The 19,679-nt window shown below is 71.2% G+C and carries 16 protein-coding genes and 3 pseudogenes; 11 read left to right on the top strand and 8 right to left on the bottom strand.

The window, feature by feature from the left end; genetic code table 11:
• Window positions 1-118: 118 nt before the first annotated feature.
• Window positions 119-1,903: a glyoxylate carboligase gene (gene gcl, locus CCL05_RS40370; RefSeq protein WP_086565562.1), complete on the bottom strand. Its 1,785-nt coding sequence runs from the start codon at window positions 1,901-1,903 to the stop codon at window positions 119-121.
• A 208-nt stretch (window positions 1,904-2,111) separates the two neighbouring features.
• Here gcl and CCL05_RS40365 point away from each other — a divergent pair, with 208 nt between their 5' ends.
• Window positions 2,112-3,116, top strand: coding sequence for a hypothetical protein (locus tag CCL05_RS40365; protein WP_086565561.1), 1,005 nt, complete (start codon window positions 2,112-2,114; stop codon window positions 3,114-3,116).
• A gap of 176 nt (window positions 3,117-3,292) precedes the next feature.
• Here the strand turns inward: CCL05_RS40365 and CCL05_RS46750 are convergent.
• Window positions 3,293-3,465: pseudogene (locus CCL05_RS46750) on the bottom strand (NAD(P)-binding domain-containing protein); the annotation flags it as partial.
• Between CCL05_RS46750 and CCL05_RS40355 the strand changes: the two are divergent.
• Window positions 3,424-3,802 (top strand): annotated as a pseudogene (locus tag CCL05_RS40355) (MerR family DNA-binding transcriptional regulator). The pseudogenes CCL05_RS46750 and CCL05_RS40355 overlap by 42 nt on opposite strands.
• An 8-nt stretch (window positions 3,803-3,810) precedes the next feature.
• On the opposite strand, the gene CCL05_RS40350 reads toward CCL05_RS40355, so the two are convergent.
• A complete protein-coding gene (locus CCL05_RS40350) occupies window positions 3,811-4,593 on the bottom strand; it encodes an alpha/beta fold hydrolase (RefSeq protein ID WP_086565560.1) in 783 nt (260 codons plus the stop codon).
• Between the two features lie 89 nt (window positions 4,594-4,682).
• Between CCL05_RS40350 and CCL05_RS40345 the strand changes: the two genes are divergently transcribed.
• Window positions 4,683-5,189 (top strand): GNAT family N-acetyltransferase, encoded by a 507-nt coding sequence (locus CCL05_RS40345; protein ID WP_086565559.1) that lies wholly within the window; start codon window positions 4,683-4,685, stop codon window positions 5,187-5,189.
• A 17-nt stretch (window positions 5,190-5,206) separates the two neighbouring features.
• Here the strand turns inward: CCL05_RS40345 and CCL05_RS40340 are convergent, their stop codons facing one another.
• On the bottom strand, window positions 5,207-6,805 hold the full coding sequence (locus tag CCL05_RS40340) for an AMP-binding protein (RefSeq protein ID WP_086565558.1): 1,599 nt from the start codon (window positions 6,803-6,805) through the stop codon (window positions 5,207-5,209).
• Window positions 6,802-8,481, bottom strand: a complete 1,680-nt coding sequence (locus CCL05_RS40335) for an AMP-binding protein (protein WP_086565557.1) — start codon at window positions 8,479-8,481, stop codon at window positions 6,802-6,804. The genes CCL05_RS40340 and CCL05_RS40335 overlap by 4 nt, the downstream gene beginning before the upstream one ends.
• Before the next feature lie 125 nt (window positions 8,482-8,606).
• Here CCL05_RS40335 and CCL05_RS40330 point away from each other — a divergent pair, with 125 nt between their 5' ends.
• From CCL05_RS40330 to CCL05_RS40315, 4 genes are all read left to right on the top strand, one after another.
• Window positions 8,607-9,416, top strand: coding sequence for a helix-turn-helix transcriptional regulator (locus CCL05_RS40330; protein WP_086565556.1), 810 nt, complete (start codon window positions 8,607-8,609; stop codon window positions 9,414-9,416).
• A gap of 204 nt (window positions 9,417-9,620) precedes the next feature.
• Entirely contained in the window at window positions 9,621-12,470 is a 2,850-nt protein-coding gene (locus CCL05_RS40325) for a helix-turn-helix transcriptional regulator (protein WP_086565555.1), read from the top strand.
• 211 nt (window positions 12,471-12,681) lie between these two features.
• Window positions 12,682-13,473 (top strand): S1 family peptidase, encoded by a 792-nt coding sequence (locus CCL05_RS40320; protein WP_086565554.1) that lies wholly within the window; start codon window positions 12,682-12,684, stop codon window positions 13,471-13,473.
• 131 nt (window positions 13,474-13,604) lie between these two features.
• On the top strand, window positions 13,605-14,258 hold the full coding sequence (locus CCL05_RS40315) for a LysE family translocator (protein WP_086565563.1): 654 nt from the start codon (window positions 13,605-13,607) through the stop codon (window positions 14,256-14,258).
• Window positions 14,259-14,416: 158 nt separating this feature from the next.
• Here CCL05_RS40315 and CCL05_RS40310 read toward each other — a convergent pair.
• The 3 genes and pseudogenes from CCL05_RS40310 to CCL05_RS40300 all read right to left on the bottom strand — a co-directional run bounded on the left by CCL05_RS40310 (window position 14,417) and on the right by CCL05_RS40300 (window position 16,311).
• Window positions 14,417-15,210: pseudogene (locus CCL05_RS40310) on the bottom strand (SDR family NAD(P)-dependent oxidoreductase).
• Between the two features lie 56 nt (window positions 15,211-15,266).
• The gene (locus CCL05_RS40305; RefSeq protein WP_030520249.1) at window positions 15,267-15,584 is read right to left on the bottom strand and encodes a DUF2795 domain-containing protein; all 318 of its coding nucleotides are present in this window, start codon (window positions 15,582-15,584) and stop codon (window positions 15,267-15,269) included.
• A 91-nt stretch (window positions 15,585-15,675) separates the two neighbouring features.
• Window positions 15,676-16,311 carry a VldE C-terminal domain-containing protein gene (locus CCL05_RS40300; protein ID WP_208641727.1) on the bottom strand — a complete coding sequence of 212 codons (636 nt, stop codon included), beginning with the start codon at window positions 16,309-16,311 and terminating at the stop codon, window positions 15,676-15,678.
• 370 nt (window positions 16,312-16,681) lie between these two features.
• On the opposite strand from CCL05_RS40300, the gene CCL05_RS40295 reads away from it, so the two are divergent.
• The 4 genes from CCL05_RS40295 to CCL05_RS40280 form a co-directional block, all read left to right on the top strand.
• A complete protein-coding gene (locus tag CCL05_RS40295) occupies window positions 16,682-17,392 on the top strand; it encodes a TenA family protein (RefSeq protein WP_030520247.1) in 711 nt (236 codons plus the stop codon).
• A gap of 53 nt (window positions 17,393-17,445) precedes the next feature.
• Window positions 17,446-18,486, top strand: coding sequence for an ABC transporter substrate-binding protein (locus CCL05_RS40290; RefSeq protein WP_208641726.1), 1,041 nt, complete (start codon window positions 17,446-17,448; stop codon window positions 18,484-18,486).
• A 100-nt stretch (window positions 18,487-18,586) separates the two neighbouring features.
• Window positions 18,587-19,318: an ABC transporter permease gene (locus tag CCL05_RS40285; RefSeq protein WP_244204567.1), complete on the top strand. Its 732-nt coding sequence runs from the start codon at window positions 18,587-18,589 to the stop codon at window positions 19,316-19,318.
• Window positions 19,311-19,679 (top strand): ATP-binding cassette domain-containing protein (locus tag CCL05_RS40280; protein WP_143590030.1); only part of this gene is annotated, 369 nt, incomplete at its 3' end. The genes CCL05_RS40285 and CCL05_RS40280, both read left to right, overlap by 8 nt.

Below are 19,679 nucleotides of genomic sequence, written 5' to 3'. Positions count from 1 at the left end.
AGATGTGTATCAGGGACAGGTGGCGGAGGGGGCGGGGACTGACCTCGGTCCGGATGTGCGGGAACGCGAAAGGGGCGGTCCGTCCTCCCGGACGGACCGCCCCCGTGCCGCGCGGGTGTCAGACCTTCAGCGGCTTGATCGAGGTCGGCGCGTGGCCGGGCTCGGTGGCCAGTTCCTCGAACTCCACGACGTTGCCGATGTCGTTCGTCGTCGACATGGAGATGTTGGTGACGCGCTCCAGGATCGCCTCGACGACGACCGGGACCCGGTACTGCGCGGCGAGCTTCTTGGCCTGCTCGAAGGCGGCGCCGAGTTCGGCCGGGTCGGTGACGCGGATCGCCTTGCAGCCGAGGCCCTCGGCGACCTTGACGTGGTCGACGCCGTAGACGCCGAGCTCGGGCGCGTTGATGTTCTCGAACTCCAGGTTGACCTGGAAGTCGATGTCGAACGCCCGCTGCGCCTGGCGGATCAGGCCCAGGTAGGAGTTGTTGACGAGGACGTGCACGTAGGGGATCTTGTGCTGCGCGCCGACGGCCAGTTCCTCGATCATGAACTGGAAGTCGTAGTCGCCGGAGAGCGCGACGACGGACGCCTCCGGGTCGGCCTTGGCGACGCCGAGCGCGGCCGGGACGGTCCAGCCGAGCGGGCCGGCCTGGCCGCAGTTGATCCAGTGGCGGGGCCGGTAGACGTGCAGCATCTGGGCGCCGGCGATCTGCGAGAGGCCGATGGTGGAGACGTACCGGGTCTGAGGGCCGAAGGCCTTGTTCATCTCCTCGTAGACGCGCTGCGGCTTGATCGGGATGTCGTCGAAGTGCGTGCGGCGCTGGAGGGCCGCCCTGCGCTCCTGTGCCGAGGCCGCCCAGGCGGAGCGGTCGGGCAGCTCGCCGGCCGCCTTCAGCTCGCGCGCCACCTCGACGAACAGTTCCAGCGCGGCCTTGGCGTCGGAGGCGATGCCGTAGTCGGGGGCGAAGATCCTGCCGATCTGGGTGGGCTCGATGTCGACGTGGACGAACCTCCGTCCGGCCGTGTAGACGTCGAGTCTGCCCGTGTGGCGGTTGGCCCAGCGGTTGCCGATGCCGAGGACGAAGTCGGACTCCAGGAACGTCGCGTTGCCGTACCGGTGCGAGGTCTGCAGACCGACCATGCCGGCGTTCAGCTCGTGGTCGTCGGGGAGGATGCCCCAGCCCATGAGGGTGGGGACGACCGGGGTGCCGGTCAACTCGGCGAACTCGACGAGCAGTTCGGCGGCGTCGGCGTTGATGACCCCGCCGCCCGCGACGATCAGCGGCCGCTCGGCGGCGGTCAGCATCCCGGTCGCCTTCTCGATCTGGGCGCGGGTCGCGGCGGGCTTGTAGACCGGGAGCGGCTCGTACGTCTCCGGGTCGAACTCGATCTCCGTGAGCTGGACGTCGATCGGCAGGTCGATGAGGACCGGGCCGGGGCGGGCTGAGCGCATCAGATGGAAGGCCTGCTGGAAGACGCCGGGGACCTGCGCGGCCTCCAGCACCGTCACGGCCATCTTGGTGACCGGCTTGGCGATCGAGGCGATGTCGACGGCCTGGAAGTCCTCTTTGTGGATCACGGCGGTCGGGGCCTGGCCGGTGACGCACAGGATCGGGACGGAGTCGCCGGTCGCGGAGTACAGGCCCGTGATCATGTCGGTGCCGGCCGGGCCGGAGGTGCCGATGCAGACGCCGATGTTCCCTGCCCGGGTGCGCGTGTACCCCTCGGCCATGTGCGAGGCGCCCTCCACGTGGCGGGCGAGGGTGTGGTGGATGCCGCCGGAGGCCTTGAGCGCCGCGTAGAAGGGGTTGATCGCCGCGCCCGGGACACCGAACGCGTCGGTGACGCCCTCCCGCTTGAGGATCTCAACTGCCGCGCGGGCAGCGGTCATTCGAGCCATCGAGTACTCCTGCTTCGGCTGTCGGATTCGCACTCCCGTCGCGCCCCGCGGTGAGCTCTTCCGTAATATGGAAAATAACTTCTACGATCTGGAATGAATGTATGCGGGGCGAGTGAAGGGCGTCAAGAGACGGGCAAGCGGCGGACAGGCGGGGGTTCGCAGGCGCACGATGGGCGCTGTCCCGATGTGCCGCCGTACGGGAGTGGTCATGGCCGAGAGCGTGCCGGTGCGCTGTCCGTCCTGCCGGCGGGAGCACCGTTTCACGGCCCCGTCGTACCCGTGCGTGTGCGGAGCTCCCGTCGCTCCGCTGCTCGACCCGGACGGCACGGTGACACCCGTCTCGCATCGCGTCTGGCGGGACGACTGGGTGACGGTACGGTGCGCATCCTGCGGCCGGCACGGGGAGTGGCCGAGGCCGGAGGTGGGGTGCCCGTGCGGCGCTGTCCTGCGGGTGCCGGTGACGGAGGGCCGGGCCGCGGCCGACCGGGGCGGTTCGACGGGCCAGGACATGGCGACCGGCGGCCGCCACAGCACTGACCGGGACATCCGCCTCGACGCCGGCGCCGAGGCCGGCCGGGAGACCGGGCGGCGCGATGCGGCGGCCGCCGGCGAGCGGGCCTTCGCCTCGGGCGCCTTGGAGGGCACCACCGCCTCACCGGAAGCCGAGCAGACCCCAGCCTCGGCCGGCGCCGGGCTGCCCCCTGTCCCTTCCCAGGCCGAGGCAGGAGCCCCTGTCCCTTCCGACGCCGAGGCCGGAGCCAATGCCCCTTCCGACGCCGAGGCCGGAGCCGATGCCCCCGACAGTGCCGGGGCCGCCCGGCCGCCCTTCCGCTCCGTCACGATCCGTACCGCGCTCGACGCCGTCACCGCCGCCGCGCTGTATCTGCGCTGGCTCGGCTACCGGGGCGTCCGGCGGGCGGATCAGCGGCCGCCGTCCGGGATCGGTCTCGCCGCCCGCGGCGTGGTCGCGCTGGTCGACCCGGCCGTGCGCCCCGCGACCCTGCGGGACGTGGAGTGCCTGTGGCTGACGGCCATGACGGAGTCGGCGGACTGCCTCTGCTTCTCCCTCGCCGGGTACGCGGCCGACGCCCGGGCCCGCGCCGACGCCCTCGGCGTGCCGCTGTTCGTCCTCGACCTCACCGGCACGCCGCGGCCGGTGAACGCCCCGGCCGGCGCACTGGACGCCACCGGCACGGAGAACCGGGCGCCTTGACACGCCCGAGCCGGCCAGTCGTCGGCGGGCCCCGGGGCCTGCTGAACTCCTCGATGAGCACGGGATACTGCTCACCACCGTGTCCGGCGCGTACGTCGCGGCGTCGACACCGGCCGTCCCGAGCAGCGCGGTGCCCTGGAGCCAGGCGTTCAGACGCTCCACATCATGGCCAGTCCCTGGTAGTCGGTGACGCAGATGACCGTCAGGGAGCCGGCCCCGACCGCGTCGCCGACTGTCGGTGCGAGCCGTGCGCCCCGGGCCACCAGCCCCCGGCCTTGGACGTCGTGCGGTTCCACACGGTTGTGGGATGCCCGGCTTTCAGGAAGGCACCGGCGAGTGCCTGGCCCATCAGTTGCGCTACTACGAGGCCCAGGGCCTGCTGGAGGCGGACCGCGGCACGAACGGGTACCGCGAGTACGACGAGAGCTGCTCGGCGCCGGCTTATCGCCGGAGGACATCGCGTATCTGCTGCCCTGCGCGATCGGAAGGCCCCGGAGCTGCTCGGGTGTCCCGAACTGCTGGCGGCGATGCGGTCGCGGCTGCGCCGGCTGGACGGCCGGATGACCGCGCTCGCCCGCTCCCGGGACGCCCTCGCCGACGACATCGACGCGGCCGAGCGCATGAGCGACCGGGCCTGCCCGCCCTTCGACGATGCCGTCCTCGAACCCGCCTCGACGCCGGGCTGACGCTGCCCCTATGCCGGCCGGGCCTTATCCGTGAGCGCCGCCGCGGTGACGCGGGCGAAGCCCTCCGGATTGTCCAGCATGATGTTGTGTCCGCAGTCCGGGACCGCGACCACGGACACCCCGGACGCGATCAGCGCGTCGGCACCCGGCAGCGGGCCGTCGGCCTCGGGCAGCAGGAAGGTCCGGGGGATCGTCAGGTCCAGCAGGAGGTCCCGCATGGTGGGGACGGTGCCGCGGACGAGGTGGACCGCGCTGCGGTGCAGGGCTTCCCGGCCGGCCAGACGCATCGTGGACCACCAGTGCGGGCCGACCCGGTCGCGGACCTCTTCCCACCCCCCGGCCAGGAACTGCTGCTCGGTGTAGGCGGCGATCCCGCTGCTGCCCGACGAGCCGGGGGCGCGCGGTATCGGGTCGAGGTTGGCGTCGACCAGGACCAGACGGGAGACCAGGCGGGGGTGCCGGGCGGCCAGGACGATCGCCACCGAGCCGCCCATGCTGTGCGCGATCAGCTCCGCCCCGGTGACGTCCGCGGCGGTGAGCGCCGCAGCGAGCGCGTCGGCGTGTGCTTCCAGGGTGTAGTCGAAGCTCGTGGGCCGGTCGCTGATGCCGTGCCCCAGCAGGTCGACGAGCAGCGAACGGTGGCCGGCCAGCAGGGGATGGACCGCGATCTGCGTGAAGTAGGCGGGCGAGGTGGCGCCCAGGCCGTGCACGTAGACGCGTGGCGGTTCCTCTCCCGGCAGTTCGACCCAGCGGATCCGGTCGCCCTCGGGCGTCACGGCGGCGTCGCGCACGGTCTGCTTCCCCCTTGCGGTTCACGTCGGTGTGGAGGGACGAGAGTAGCCGCAGGGTCCCGGTGTGCACCGCGCCGCATACTCACCCCATGCGCATCCGCCCGGCGACCGCCGCCGAACTCCCCGTCCTCCAGGACATCGAACGCGCCGCCGGTGCCTCCTTCCGCGACGTCGGCATGCCGGAGATCGCCGACGACGACCCGCCCGCGCCGGACGTACTGGAGCGCTACCGCGCGGCGGGCCGCTGCTGGGTCGCGGTGGACGAGGGGGACCACCCGGCCGCGTACCTCGTCGCCGAACCCGTGGACGGCGCCCTGCACATCGAGCAGGTCTCGGTCCATCCGCGCGCCGCGCGCCGGGGCGTGGGCCGGGACCTCTTCGCGTACGCCGCCGACCGCGCCCGCGAGAAGGGCCTGACCGCCCTGACCCTGACCACGTTCACGGAGGTCCCCTGGAACGCCCCGTACTACGCCCGCCTCGGCTTCCGCACCCTCGCGGAGGCGGACCTCACCCCCGGCCTGCACGGGATCCGCGCGGCGGAAGCCGGACACGGCCTCGACCGCTGGCCCCGCGTCTGCATGCGCGCACCGCTGTGACCGGGTCTTGGAAGCCTCTACCTCTGCCCGCCCGCGAACCTCTCCCGCAGTTCCACCTTGCGTACCTTCCCGGACACCGTCATCGGGAAGGAGTCGAGGAGCTGGAGCCTGGTCGGGATCTTGTAGTGGGCCAGGCGGCCCTGGCAGAAGGTCTGGAGTTCGTCGAGGGTGAGCGGGTCGGCGGGGTCGAGGGGGATGACGCAGGCGAGGACCTCCTCGCCGTAGCGGTCGTGCGGGACGCCCACGACCTGGACGTCCTGGATCTTGGGGTGGGCGTAGAGGAACTCCTCGATCTCGCGGGGGTAGATGTTCTCCCCGCCCCGGATGATCATGTCCTTGATGCGGCCGACGATCTCGACGTAGCCGTCCTCGCGCATCACCGCGAGATCGCCGGTGTGCATCCAGCGGCCCGCGTCGACGGCCTCGGCGGTCTTCTCCGGCTCGTTCCAGTAGCCGAGCATCACGCTGTAGCCGCGGGTGCACAACTCGCCTGCCGTGCCACGCGGCTGGGTCACGCCCGTCGCCGGGTCGACGATCTTCACCTCGATGTGCGGCAGCACGCGGCCGACCGTGCCGGTGCGGTGTTCCAGGTCGTCGTCCGTCCGGGTCTGGAGCGAGACCGGGGACGTCTCGGTCATGCCGTAGCAGATGGAGACCTGCTGCATGTGCATCTCGGCGACCCCCCGCTTCATCACCTCCACCGGGCAGGGCGAGCCCGCCATGATGCCGGTGCGCAGGGAGGAGAGGTCGTACGAGGCGAAGCCGGGGAGGTTCAGCTCCGCGATGAACATGGTCGGGACGCCGTAGAGCGAGGTGCAGCGCTCCTGCTGGACGGCCTCCAGCGTGGCCTTCGGGTCGAAGGAGGGGGCCGGGATCACCATGCAGGCGCCGTGCGTGGTGGCGGCGAGGTTGCCCATGACCATGCCGAAGCAGTGGTAGTAGGGCACCGGGATGCAGATCCGGTCCTGCTCGGTGTAGGCGATCATCTCGCCCACGAAGTAACCGTTGTTGAGGATGTTGTGGTGGGAGAGGGTGGCCCCCTTGGGGAAGCCCGTCGTGCCCGACGTGTACTGGATGTTGATCGGGTCGTCGCAGGACAGGCCGTCGTCCGTGATCCGGGTGCCGGGAGTCCCCCGCCCGAGCAGCGCGTCCCAGCTCGGATCGCCGATGTGGACGACCTCGCGCAGGTCGGCACATCTGCCCCGCACTTCGTCGACCATCGCCCGGTAGTCGCTCGTCTTGTGGCTGAGGGAGGCGAACAGGAAGGAGATCCCGGCCTGCTTGAGGACGTACTCGACCTCGTGGGTGCGGTAGGCCGGGTTGATGTTCACCATGATCGCGCCGATGCGGGCGGTGGCGTACTGGACCAGGACCCACTCGGGACAGTTGACCGCCCAGATGCCCACCCGGTCGCCCTTGGCGACCCCGGAGGCGAGGAGGGCGGAGGCCAGCTCGTCGACATCCGCGCCGAACCGCGCGTACGTCCAGCGCCGCCCGGACGGCACGTCGACCAGCGCCTCACGGTCCGGCCAGGCGGCCACGGCCCGGTCCAGGTTGGCCCCGACGGTGTCGCCGAGCAGGGCCGTCGCGCTGGTTCCATGACTGTACGAGGTCATCGGAAGTCCTCCTCGCGGTACTCGGCGTCCGACCCGGCCGCCGTCGCCTCGCGCAGCTCGATGCGGCGGATCTTGCCCGAGACGGTCTTGGGCAGGGCCCCGAACTCCAGGCGGCGGATGCGCTTGTAGGGGGCGAGGGCCTGACGGGAGTGCTCGAACAGCACCTTCGCGGTGTCGGGGCCGGGCTCCCAGCCCTCCGCCAGGACGATGTACGCCTTCGGCACCGCGAGCCGCAGTTCGTCCGGCGCGGGCACCACGGCCGCCTCGGCCACCGCCTCGTGCTCCAGCAGCGCGCTCTCCAGCTCGAAGGGGCTGATCTTGTAGTCGGACGCCTTGAAGACGTCGTCCGCGCGGCCGACGTAGGTGATGTAGCCGTCCTCGTCCCGCGCGCCGATGTCGCCCGTGCGGTAGTAGCCGCCGGCCATCGCCTCCGCCGTGCGGTCCGCGTCGCCGTGGTAGCCGGTCATCAGGCCGACGGGGCGGTCCGACAGGTCGAGCGCGATCTCGCCCTCGCGCGCGCCCGGCGCACCCGAGACGGGGTCCAGCAGTTCGACGCGGTAGCCGGGGCTGGGCCGGCCCATCGAGCCGGTCTTGAGCGGCTGGCCGGGGCTGTTGGCGACCTGCACGGCCGTCTCGGTCTGGCCGAAGCCGTCCCGGATGGTGACGCCCCAGGACCGGCGGACCTGCTCGATGACCTCCGGGTTGAGCGGCTCACCGGCGGCGACGACCTCACGGGGCCGGGTGCGCAGCTGCGTCAGGTCGGCCTGGATGAGCATGCGCCAGACGGTGGGCGGGGCGCAGAAGGTGGTGACCCCCGCCCGGTCCATCTCGGCCATGAGCCGGGCGGCGTCGAACCGCGTGTAGTTGTACAGGAAGACGGTCGCCTCGGCGTTCCAGGGGGCGAAGAGGTTGGACCAGGCGTGCTTGGCCCAGCCGGGTGAGGAGATGTTCAGATGCACGTCGCCGGGCCTGAGGCCGATCCAGTACATGGTCGACAGGTGCCCGATGGGGTACGAGGTGTGGGTGTGCTCGACGAGTTTGGGCCGGGCAGTGGTGCCCGAGGTGAAGTACAGCATCAGCGGGTCGTCGGCCCGGGTCGGGGCGTCGGGTGTGAAGCGGGCGGGGGCGCCGTAGGCGTCGCCCAGCGGCAGCCAGCCCTCGGGCACGGCTCCCGCGTCTGTCGCGGCGATGCGGGTGTAGTCGCCGGGGACCTCGGCGAACTTGCCCGCGTCCTGGGAGCGCGCGATGACGTGCCGGACCCGGCCGCGGTCGACGCGGTCGCGCAGGTCGGCGGGGCCGAGCAGCGGGGTGGCCGGGATGACCACGGCCCGCAGTTTCATCGCCGCCAGCGCGGTGATCCACAGTTCGGCCTGGTTGCCGAGCATCACGAGGATCCGGTCCTCGGCGCGCACGCCCCGGGCGCGCAGCCAGTTGGCGAACTGGTCCGAGCGTACGGACATCTCCCCGAAGGACAGCTGTGTCTCGCGGCCGTCCTCCTCGACGATGTGCAAAGCGGTGCGAGCGTTGCCGTCCGCGATCTCGTCGAACCAGTCGAGCGCCCAGTTGAAGTAGTCGGGACGGGGCCAGCGGAAGCCCTCGTAAGCCGTGCCGTAGTCCTCGCGGTGTTCCAGCAAAAAGTCCCGCGCGCTGCGGAACGCCTCCGTCGCCGATGTCATGTGTCCTCCTTGGTACCGGACCATTGCCGGGCGGCTCCGAGCCATCGTGTAATCCGTGATGCAGGTCTCACTACCCCCGAACGGGGGGTGCGCCCGCACAGGAGCCGTCATGAAAGGGCGAACAGGTGACAGCAGACGCGTCCGACGGGGCCGAGATACGGAACGCGCTGCTGCGTCTGCGGCGTGCCACCGGCCTTCCGGTCGCCTTCGGCGGCCTGATGGAGGCCGGGCAGCGGATGCGCATCAGCGAACTGAGCGGCACGGCGACGCACGCCCTGCGTTCGCTGGTGGTGACGTCCGGGAACGGGCTGGGCGGCAAGACGCTGGTGCTCGCCCGGCCGTGCGTGGTGACGGACTACTCGGTGTCGCGGCAGATCAGCCACGAGTACGACGCCCCGGTGGCGGTGGAGGGACTGCGCTCGGTGCTGGCCGTGCCGGTGGTGGTGCGGCACTCGGTGCGCGGGGTGCTGTACGGGGCGCTGCGGACGGCCCTGCCGCTGGGCGGGCGCATGCTGGACGAGGCCGTCGAGGCGGCGCGGGACGTGGAGCGGGCGCTGGTCGTGCGCGAGGAGGCCCGCACGCTCGCCGCGGAGGGCGGGGCCGGCGCCGGACAGGAGCAGGTGCGGGAGGCGCACGCGGCGCTGCGGGCGCTGGCCCCGAAGATCGCGGATCCGCAGCTGCGGGCCGAGTTGCTCGACGCGTGTGCCCTGCTCACGGCCGAAGCCACACCGTCGGACCGGGTCCGGCTCACGCCGCGCGAGGTGGATGTGCTGGCGTGCGTCGCCGCGGGGGCCACGAACGCGGTCGCGGCCGAGCGGCTGGGCGTGACGCCCGAGACGGTGAAGGGATATTTGCGGTCGGCCATGCGGAAGCTGCGGGCCCGGACCCGGGGCGAGGCCGTGGTCGCGGCACGCCGGGCGGGGTGGTTGCCATAGGTTTGTGTTGGTTTCCGTTGCCGTTGCCGTTCGATATGCCGACGGGTTCCCGACCGGGCGCCACCACTGTGTTCCGCCGCATTCCGGGAGACCGATGAATTCACGCTCGGACCTCCGTTGTTATTTCCCTCACCACGTCGTCCGTCCGAAATTCAAAGAGCCGTTGCCTAATATTGGCCAGGACACGCCACACGGAGGGGAGCGGTGACCGTGCCACGGGACTTCCAGAAGCCTCCCAGGAGCCGCCCCGACGTGGTCATCGGCCGGGAGGACCTGTTCACGTCGGCGCGTGACCAGCTCGGCCGAGGCGGAAGTGTGCTGCTCCACGGCCCCGCGGGAATCGGAAAGTCGACGGTTCTGCGGGCGCTGGCCGCTGATGACGCCGGTGCGGCCCGGACCGTGTTGCGCTGCTCGGCCACCGAGTCCGAATCCCACCTGCCCTTCCTGGCGCTGGCCGACCTGTTCGGCCTGGTCCTGGACGACGTCTCCGGTGCGCTCCCCGCCGCCCAGCGCACCGCCCTGGAGTCCGCGCTCACCGGGCGCGGCGAGTCCACCCTCCAGCGCGACGGGCTCGCCCTGCGCCTCGCCGTGCTGTCGGCGCTGCGCGCGCTCGCCGCCAAGGGCCCGGTGCTGGTCGTCGCCGACGATCTGCAGTGGCTGGACGCGGCCAGCGCCGAACTGCTCGGTTTCGCCGCCCGCCGGCTGGGCGACACCCCCGTGCAGATGCTGTGCGCGGTGCGGACCGAGGGCCAGGAGTACGACCGTCATCTACGCGCGTCTCCGCCGGACACGCTCGCCGTGCGGCTGGGCCCGCTGTCCCGGACCCAGGTCTCCGCACTGCTCGACCACCGCGGCTACACCCCCCTGTCCCGCTCCACGATCCGCGACATCCACCGCACCAGCGGCGGCAACCCCCTCTTCGCGCTGGAACTGGGCCGTGCCCTCGCCGAGAGTCCCACCCGGCCCCGGCCCGGCGAGCCGCTGCCGGTGCCCACCTCGCTGCGGGCGCTGGTGCTGAGCCGGCTGGAGATGCTGTCGGACGAGGCCCGCCGCACCCTGCTCGTGGCCAGTGCCGGTGCCCGTCCCACGCCGGCGCTGCTGCACGCGGCCGGCAGGGAGCACGCCGAGGCCGAGACCGCCCAGGCCGCGGCGCTGGGGCTGCTGGCGACCGAGGGGGAGGGTCCCGCCGTACGGTTCGCGCATCCGCTGATCTCGGCCGCGCTGTACGCGGAGGCCCCGGCGCAGGAGCGGCGGGCCGTGCACGCCGCGCTGTCCAGGGCGGCCTCCGATCCGATCGAGCGGGCCCGGCATCTGGCCCTGGCGACCACGGGAACCGACCCGGAGGTGGCGGCCCGGCTCGCCGAGGCCGCCGCGCTGGCCCGGGATCGCGGGGCGCCGTCGGTGGCCGCCTCGCTCGGGCTGCTCGCGGCGCGGCACACCCCGGCGGACAGCGTGCCCGGCCCGGACGAGCGCCGGCTCCAGGCCGCGGAGGACGCGATCACCGCCGGTGAGGCCGATCTCGCCCGGGACATCGCCCGGGACGTGCTGACCCGGGCCAGCGTGCCCGCGGAGCGGGTGCGGGCCTGGATGGTGGTCATCGAGGCGGCCGGGCAGGCGCTCGGCGACGTCGACGCCGTCTTCCCGCAGGTCCTGGCCGACGCGGGCGACGACCCGGGGCTGCTCGCCCTGGTCCACTACCAGCTGGCCTGGCGCGGCCTGGTCGTCGAGGGGGACTTCGCCGAGGCCCGGCAGGAGGCCGCGCACGCGGCGGAGCTGGCCGCCCGCGGCGAGGACCGGCGCACCGAGCTGATGGCGCTGTCCTTCCAGGCCTCCACCGAGACCCTGATGGGCCACCCGGACGCCCCCGCGACCGTCGAACGGGCGCTGAAGGAGCCGCAGGACCCGTATGTGGCCTGCCATCACAACGGCGCCGGCTCGGCCCGGTTCCGCTGGCTGATCATGAGCGACCAGCTGCCCGAGGCACGGGCGACCATCACCGCGCTGCTGCGCGAGGTGCGCAGGCGCGGCATGGTCGAGAGCGAGGTGCACTTCCTGCGCTTCCTCGCCGACACGGAACTGCGCTCCGGGCACTGCGGCCGGGCCCTGGACCTGGCCCGCGAGAGCCTGCGGCTCGCCCGGGACGCCGGGATCGGCGAGGGCGCCTCCGCCATGCTCGCCTCCCTCGCGGAGGCCTCCGCCGGGGACGTCGACCGGGCGCTGGTCCTGGCCCGCGAGGCGGCCGACCACGCCGAGGTCGACGGCGACCAGATGTATCTGTCCCGCGCCCTGGCGGCCCTCGGCTACGCCCAGTCGGTGGCCGGGGACCCGGCGGCCGCGGTCCGTTCGCTGCGCCGGGTGCGCGAGCTGGAGCACGGCCTCGGCATCAACGACCCGGCGCGCGGCCGCTGGCACGGCGACCTCGCCGAGGCCCTGGTCCGCATCGGTGAACCGGGCGAGGCCCAGGACGTCATCGACACGGCACGGGTGCACGCGCTGCGGCTGGGCCGGGAGAGCGTGCTGGCCGTCCTCGACCGGGCCGAGGCACTGGTGCGGGCGGCGCGCGGCGAGCACGAGGCCGCCCTGGTCCGGCTGACGTCCGTCCAGGACCGGCTCGGCCGGCTGGGCTACGGCCTGGAGGAGGCCCGGGCCGCCTTCGCGCTGGCCCGGCTGCGTGCCCAGGCCGCCGCTTTCCCCCGCACGGGCGGTACTCCCCTGCCGGGACCGTCGTACGACGAGGCCGCCCGGCTGTTCCGGCGCTGCCGGGCGCTGCCCTGGCTGCGGCAGGTCGACGCGGCCGCCGCTGCCGGTCCCGCGGCGGTGGAGCCGGCCTCCGTCGCACCGCCCGTCGCGCTCGACGCGCTGGAGGGCCTCGCGTCGATGGAGCGTCAGGTCGCCTCGCTGGTGATGGAGGGCGCGACCAACCGGGAGATCGCGGCCCGGCTGTTCATCAGCGTCAAGACCGTCGAGGCCACCCTGACCCGGGTCTACCGGAAGCTGGGGATCCGTTCCCGGGTGGACATCGTCCGGCTGGCGGCGGGCCGCCGCACCACCTGACGCACCCGCGGTCACCGGCTCCGTTCGGCCCGACCGAGGGTTTTCCCTGCCCAACTCCCTTAGGGGGTTCCCTCATTGGGAGCCCGCCCGTCCGGGCTCTAGCTTTGTCGCGTGCCGCTCGCCGGGCACACGGAGATCCGAACAACGGCGTCAGGGTCACCGTGCACCACCACCCGCGCGACCCCCCACCGGCAACTCCCCGAGGAGACCCATGTTCGGGTTCAACCGTGTCAGGAAAGCCGCCGCCGTCGCCACCGCGACCGCTGCCGCCGCCGCGACCGCACTGCTCGCCGCTCCCTCCGCCGTCGCCGCGCCCCAGCCGATCGTCGGCGGTACGACGACCACGACGACCGCGTACCCGTTCGTCATGCAGATCACGGACGCCTCGCAGAACCAGTTCTGCGGCGGCACGCTGGTCTCGCCCACCAAGGTCGTCACCGCCGCGCACTGCATGGTCGGCGAGACCACCAGCGGCGTGCGCGTGGTCGGCGGCCGCACCTACCTCAACGGCACCAACGGCACGGTCGCCAGAGTCAGCAGGATATGGGTCCACCCGGGCTACACCGACGCCACCAACGGCGACGACGTGGCGGTGCTGACGCTGTCGACGTCGATGCCGTACACCACGGCGAAGTACGTCTCCGCCTCCCAGACCTCGGTGTACGCGGCCGGTACCACGGCCCGCATCCTCGGCTGGGGCACCACCTCCGCGGGCGGCAGCTCCTCCAACCAGTTGCGCACCGCGACCGTACCGACCGTGTCCGACTCCAGCTGCGCGAGCTCCTACGGCTCCGACTTCGTGCAGAGCGACATGGTGTGCGCCGGAAAGACCTCCGGCGGCGTGGACACCTGCCAGGGCGACAGCGGCGGCCCCCTGCTCATCGGGGGCGTCCTGGCAGGCATCACTTCCTGGGGCGAAGGCTGCGCCCAGGCCGGTTACCCGGGTGTCTACACCCGGCTGACCACCTTCTCCAACCTGGTCACGACGCAGATCAACTCGTAGCCGGGCACAAGCTCCTGAGTACCCCTCAGGTGACATACCAGGGGGCGTTGCGGGCCTCCACGAGCGGCCCGCAACGCCCCCTCTCCATGCGCGGGGTGCTTCAATGGGCCACGAAGAGGAGTGTGATGCTCGTGGTCTCCGCCGACCGAATTCTCGCCTTCGCGGCCATGTCACTGCTGGTGATCGTGATCCCGGGGCCCAGCGTCCTGTTCGTCATCGGCCGGGCCCTCGCGCACGGCCGCCGCACCGCCGTGGCGACGGCCCTCGGCAATGTCGTCGGCTCCTACCTCCTGGTCGTGGCGGTCGCGGTCGGGATCGGCTCGCTGGTCGAGCAATCGGTGACGGTGTACCTGACGGTGAAGCTGGCGGGTGCCGCATACCTGGTGTTCCTGGGGGTGCAGGCGTTCCGCCATCGCAAGCAGCTCAAGGCGTCACAGATCAGCACACAGTCGACGGGACCGGCCCGCAGCGATCTCCGAACGCTGCTGGACGGTGTTCTCGTCGGCGTCACCAACCCGAAGGGCGTGGTGTTCTTCGCCGCCGTGCTGCCCCAGTTCGCCGATCAGGCCTCGGGTTCGCTGCCACTGCAGCTGCTGGTGCTGGGCTCGATATTCCTGGTGATCGCGCTGATATGCGACAGCGCCTGGGCGTTGATAGCCTCCGCGGCGCGCAACTGGTTCGCGCGGTCGCCGAAGAGGTTGGAAGCGGTCGGGGGTGCGGGCGGGGCATTGATCGTCGGGCTCGGCGCGTCGGTCGCGGTGGAGCAGGGCGTCTCCGGTCGCTGAATATCGCGTGAGGCGTATTCACCGGTGTTGCGTCCTCAGCGCAGGACACCGGGTCCGCCCGGCTACCCCGCGATCTCATCGCCCGGTAACAGCGGGACCGAGGCCGCGGCCGCAATCGAGCACCTTGTCGTGGGCCGGTCTCTGATCCGGAGAGCAGGTCAGGAGCGGTGGGGGAGCGCGGCATTCATCACCCGGCTCGCGGTGACCTTGACCGAATCCGGCAGGACATGCGCAACCGTGGCCATCGCACGGGTCCCCAGCGAGCCACCGACGACCTTCTGCTTGTCCTGGAGCAGCGCGTCCACACCTTGTCGCGCCACCCGCGCCGGGTCCTCCTTGGGTCCGCGGCCCATCGGTGTCTCGAGGAGGCCGGCGCGGCGGAAGAAGTCCGTATCGGTCGGTCCCGGCATCAGCGCGGTCACGGTCACCCCGGTATCGCGCACTTCCTCGCGCAGCGCCTCGGCGAAGGACTGGATGAACGATTTCGACGCGTGGTACACCGCCTGTCCGGCGCCGGGCATCATCGCCGCGACCGAGGAGGTGAACAGCAGTCCACCGGTGTCACGCCGCACCATATCGCCCAGCGTCAGCTTGGCCAGGTGCACCGTCGAGCGCACATTGAGCGCGATGAGATCGAGTTCGTCGTCGAGGTCGGTCTCGGCGAAGTTCCCCCGCGACCGACCCCGGCGTTCAGCGCGACCGCGTCGAGCGGCCGTTCGTCCTGGGTCGCCGCGGAATACACCTGCTCCACGCCTTCCGGTGTGCGTAGATCGGCCTGAACCGCCCGCACCTCGATCCCGGGGCGACGGACGGTGTCGGCCGCGGTCTCGATCTCCGCATCCTCCGCGGCCATGACCACGTCATAGCCGCGTTCGGCGAACACGGTGGCGAGTTCCAGGCCGATACCGCTCGAGGCGCCGGTCACGAGAGCGAGGGGAGGTGTCGTGGTCATCTGCGGCGGCTACCCAGGTTCCTGCGGATCATGCCACCCGGCACGCCGGCATCCGGTCAGCTGTCGCGGTTGTATCCGAGTTCCTCGACGATCGGGTTGGGCGGAACCTCTATCTCCTGCTCCGCCAGACCCGGATGGTGGTGGGTACGCCGCTGGGCGGCCCGGTCCGCCGGCGACCGCCGCGGCTCGAGGTTCACCGACTGCAGAACTTCCTGCAGATTGCCGTAGGTCTCCGGTGGAATCGCCTTGAGCGCGCGCACCGTGTCGTTATCGGCGTGCGCCCGGGTCGCGCAGTGCACCAGTTCCGGTTTCTCGGCCGGAAAATCAGCGGCGGACAATGCCGCCCGGACTCGATCCGCGTCGGTTGCGACCATCGTCGTCCTCCTTGTTTCGCCTCGACGGTCGGGTGTGTGCGGTGGCGCGATACCCACCCCGCCCGCCACTAACCCGAATCGCGGAAGTGCGTCAGCAGGTCACGTGGATATCGGCGGTCGAGTCGAACGAGACGTGAACGTGGTCGTAGTGATTGGCGGTGGGATCGCCACGATCCTCCATATAGGACCAGCCGCTGCCGTCGTTGTACCGTTGCTGCCAGATCACATAGGTCACGCCGAAGCGCTCTTTGTTGGCCAGCACGAAGTCGGCGATCGCGTCGCCGCGGGCCGGATCGTAGGTCATGAAGTCGAGTGCCAGACCCGCGCCGTGATCGCCGTCGTAGCGGCCGTTGGCGCCCCCGATATCGCCGACGCCGAAGGTCTTGTCGATCAGGTTGCCCACCTGCGCCACCTGTGGACGCGCACCGGCGAGTTCGGTCGAGCACGCGATGACAGGAGGCGGGGGCGGCGCATGCCGTTTCGCGTAGCGGGCGGGCTCCGGAGGTCGGTCCGTCGTGGCCGCCGGTGCCGGTGTACCGGGCGGGGCCGGCGTCGTCTCCAGGGCCCGGCCGATGCCGGCCACCGGTATCGGCGCGTCCGCCGCGTGCGTCGGCGTCTCCGTAGTTTTTTTGTCGAGGTCGGCGGTGGGCACGGCCACCGCCTCGACCGCGGCCGCGGCGGGTTGGGCATCCGGGCCGGGGCGCGCCGTTACGGACAGTGCGATCACCGCCGTCGCCGCGATCGCGCTTCCGGCCAGCGGAGCGATCTTTCGGGCTCGGGCCGGTTTGCGGTGTTGACCAGGCATAATGGTGGCTACTCGTAACGCTCGACGACAAGATCACCGTTAGATTACGAAAGGGTCGCGGAAATGTCACGGTCGCTGACGCACATGGGTCACGGCCAGTCCTGTTCGCGCACGTCCGCGTAACTCCGCCGGTCGAGTGGCCACTCCGTGGACCGGACCTGAGACGACCTCCCGCCCACCGCACGCCGCTCAACTGTTATGGTCGGATTCGTTCTGACACGGGGTGCTCCGCGAAAGCGGGGCTGAGAACATACCCGAGAACCTGTCCAGGTAATGCTGACGAAGGAATGTCTTGGCTTCACGCGCGCACACCACCGAATCCGGCAAATTCACCGAACACCTCTGGGATCGGACGAAAGATCTGCGCGGTGCCATCGATGAGCTCGAATTCCTGCGCCGGCTCGGCGACGGCACCCTCCCACTCGAGGTGTTCCGCACCTACGTGGAGCAGGATTCGCTGTATCTCGCCGGTTATTCGAAGGTGCTGGCCCTTCTCTCGGCCAAGTCGCCCGACGCGCAGGCCGCGCAGTTCTGGGCGGGTTCGGCCGCCACAGCGGTCGCCGTCGAGGCGGAACTGCACCACGACCTGCTCAATGACAGCCGGCTCCCCGCGCGGGCGGACGAGCCGGAACCGTCCACGGCCTGCCTGGGATACGTCTCCTACCTCATCGCCACCGCCGCGACCGAGTCCTACGCCGTGGGCGCGGCAGCCGCGCTGCCGTGTTTCTGGATCTATGCCGAGGTCGGCCGTGACCTTGCCGCGAGTGCGGCGGAAGTCCTCGCGGCCGACCCCGGCCACCCGTACGCCCAGTGGGTGTCCACCTACGGCGCCCCGGAGTTCCAGGCGTCCGCGGTCGCGGCCCGGTCGTTCGTCGACGCGGCGGCCGAGGCGGCGAGCGAGCGGGATCGTGCGGCGATGGCGACAGCGTTCACAGTGGCCACCCGATACGAGCTGATGTTCTGGGACACCGCTCTGCATCCGCAGCCCTGGCCCGCCGCATGAGCGAGTCAGGCCCGGAGGCGGCAGCGCAGCGTGACCACGGAGGGCCCTCGCTCATGCTCGATCGACACCGCATGAGCGGCCGCCTGCGCCGCGTCCTCGCGGTCGCGGTCGCCACCGTGGCGGCGCTGTCCGCGCTCACCGCCTGCACCGCGGGGTCCAGCGACGGCGAGACCATCCGTTTCGCCCTGGACTGGACGCCGAACACCAACCACACTGGGCTGTTCGTCGCGCAGCAGCGCGGCTACTTCGCCGACGCCGGCCTGGATGTGCAGATCCTGCCGTACAACAACACCGCGGTCGATACGGTCATCGACGCCGGTAACGCCGAATTCGGTATCAGCACCCATAATTCGTCGACGTTCGCGCGGGCGTCGGGGGCGCATACGCTGTCCGTGCTCGCACCGCTGCAACACTGGGCGACGGGGATCGGGGTGAAGGCCGACCGCACCGATATCACCCGCCCGAAGGACCTGGACGGCAAAACCTATGCCGGTTTCGGCGACCCCGGTGAGGTGGAAGCGCTCCAGCAGGTGATCCGCAACGACGGCGGCCGCGGCGAATTCACCACCGTCACCCTGGGCACCTCGGCGTACGAGGCCGTCTACTCGGGCCGAGCCGACTTCACCGTCTCCTACCTCGGCTGGGAGGGCATCGAAGCCGAGCACCACGGCACCCCGATGCGGTACTTCCGCTACACCGACTTCGGTTTCCCGGACGCGTACGCCATCGTGGTCGACGCCAACCAGGACTGGCTGGCCGCAAACCCCGACCGCGCGCGAAAGTTCGTGCAGGCCCTGCAGCGCGGTTATCAGGTCGCCGCGGACGACCCGGACGCCGCCGCTGCGGACCTTCTCGCCGCCAACCCCGGCGCGTTCAACGACGAGGGCCTGGTCCTGGAGAGTCAGCGGATGCTGGCCGAGCAATTCATGAAGGGCCCCGACGGCCGGGTGGGCGCCCAGACCCGCGAGCAGTGGGCCGCGAATTCCGGTTTCCTGTACGAGAAGGGTCTGCTGACCGGTCCCGACGGCGCCCCGCTGACGGAGGAACCGGACTGGTCGACCTACTTCACCAATGATTACCTCACCGCCCCCTGACGACTCCGAGCGAGAGGCCCCGCCCGGGACGAATCCGGCCGCCCGGACCGTGCCGGGCCGATCGGCCGGGATCCGCTGGGCACTACCGTCCGTCGTGACGGTGGCGCTACTCGTCGTGTCGTGGCAGGTCTATGTCGAGGTCAGCGGTATCCGTCCGCAACTGTTGCCGTCCCCGGTGCGGGTCGTGGCGCAGGGGTGGGCGCACCGCGACGAGATCGGGGTCCATGCCGCCGCCACCCTCCAGGTGACACTGGCCGGCTTCGCGGTATCGCTGTGCCTGGCCTGGCTGCTGGCCGTGGTGGTCGACTTCTCGCCCTGGCTGCGGCGCGCGTTCGTGCCGTTGTTCGTCGCCTCCCAGACGCTGCCGATCATCGCGATAGCACCGTTGATGATCATCTGGTTCGGTTTCGGGCTGCTCCCGAAAGTGCTCGTCGTCGCACTCGTCACCTTCTTCCCGATGGCGATCGGGCTGATCGAGGGATTCGCCGCGGCCGACCGCGAGGCGGGCGCGTTGCTGCGCAGTATGGGGGCGTCCCGTGTGCAGGTGTTCCGTTACGTGCGGTTGCCGTCCGCGGTGCCGCGATTCTTCACCGCATTGCGGATCGGGATCACCTATGCGGTCGTCGGCGCGGTCTTCGCCGAATACGTCGGTGCCAGCGAGGGCCTCGGCATCTATATGAGTCTGCAGAAGAACTCCTTCCGCACCGACCTGGTGCTGGCGGCGGTACTGGTGACCGCGCTGCTCAGTATCGCGCTGTACCTACTGACCTTTGTGATCGAACGGCTCGTCGCACCGTGGTCCCGCGCGGAGAACAGGAGTCGGCATGACTGACGCGCGCGGGCACCGGATCGTCGTCGACGGCCTCACCAAATCGTTTCCGCGGCCCGGCCGGCACCGCCCCGACCGGCAGGTCCTCGGCGGTGTGTCGTTCACCGCGCAACCGGGTGAGTTCGTCTCCGTCATCGGCCCGAGCGGCTGCGGTAAGAGCACCGTGTTCACTATGCTGGCCGGCCTGGAGACCCCGGACTCGGGCAGTATCCGCTTCGGCGCGAGCGACGGGGAACCGACGGCACCGCACTGCGCCTATATGCCGCAGAAGGATCTGCTGTTCCCGTGGCGCACAGTCCTGGACAACACCGTCCTCGGCCTCCAGGTGCACGGTGTCCCGAAACCGGAGGCCCGGCGCCGGGCC

Source organism: Streptomyces africanus, assembly GCF_002150735.1.
Lineage (GTDB): Bacteria > Actinomycetota > Actinomycetes > Streptomycetales > Streptomycetaceae > Streptomyces > Streptomyces africanus.
This window is presented reverse-complemented; position numbering and strand designations above follow the sequence as displayed.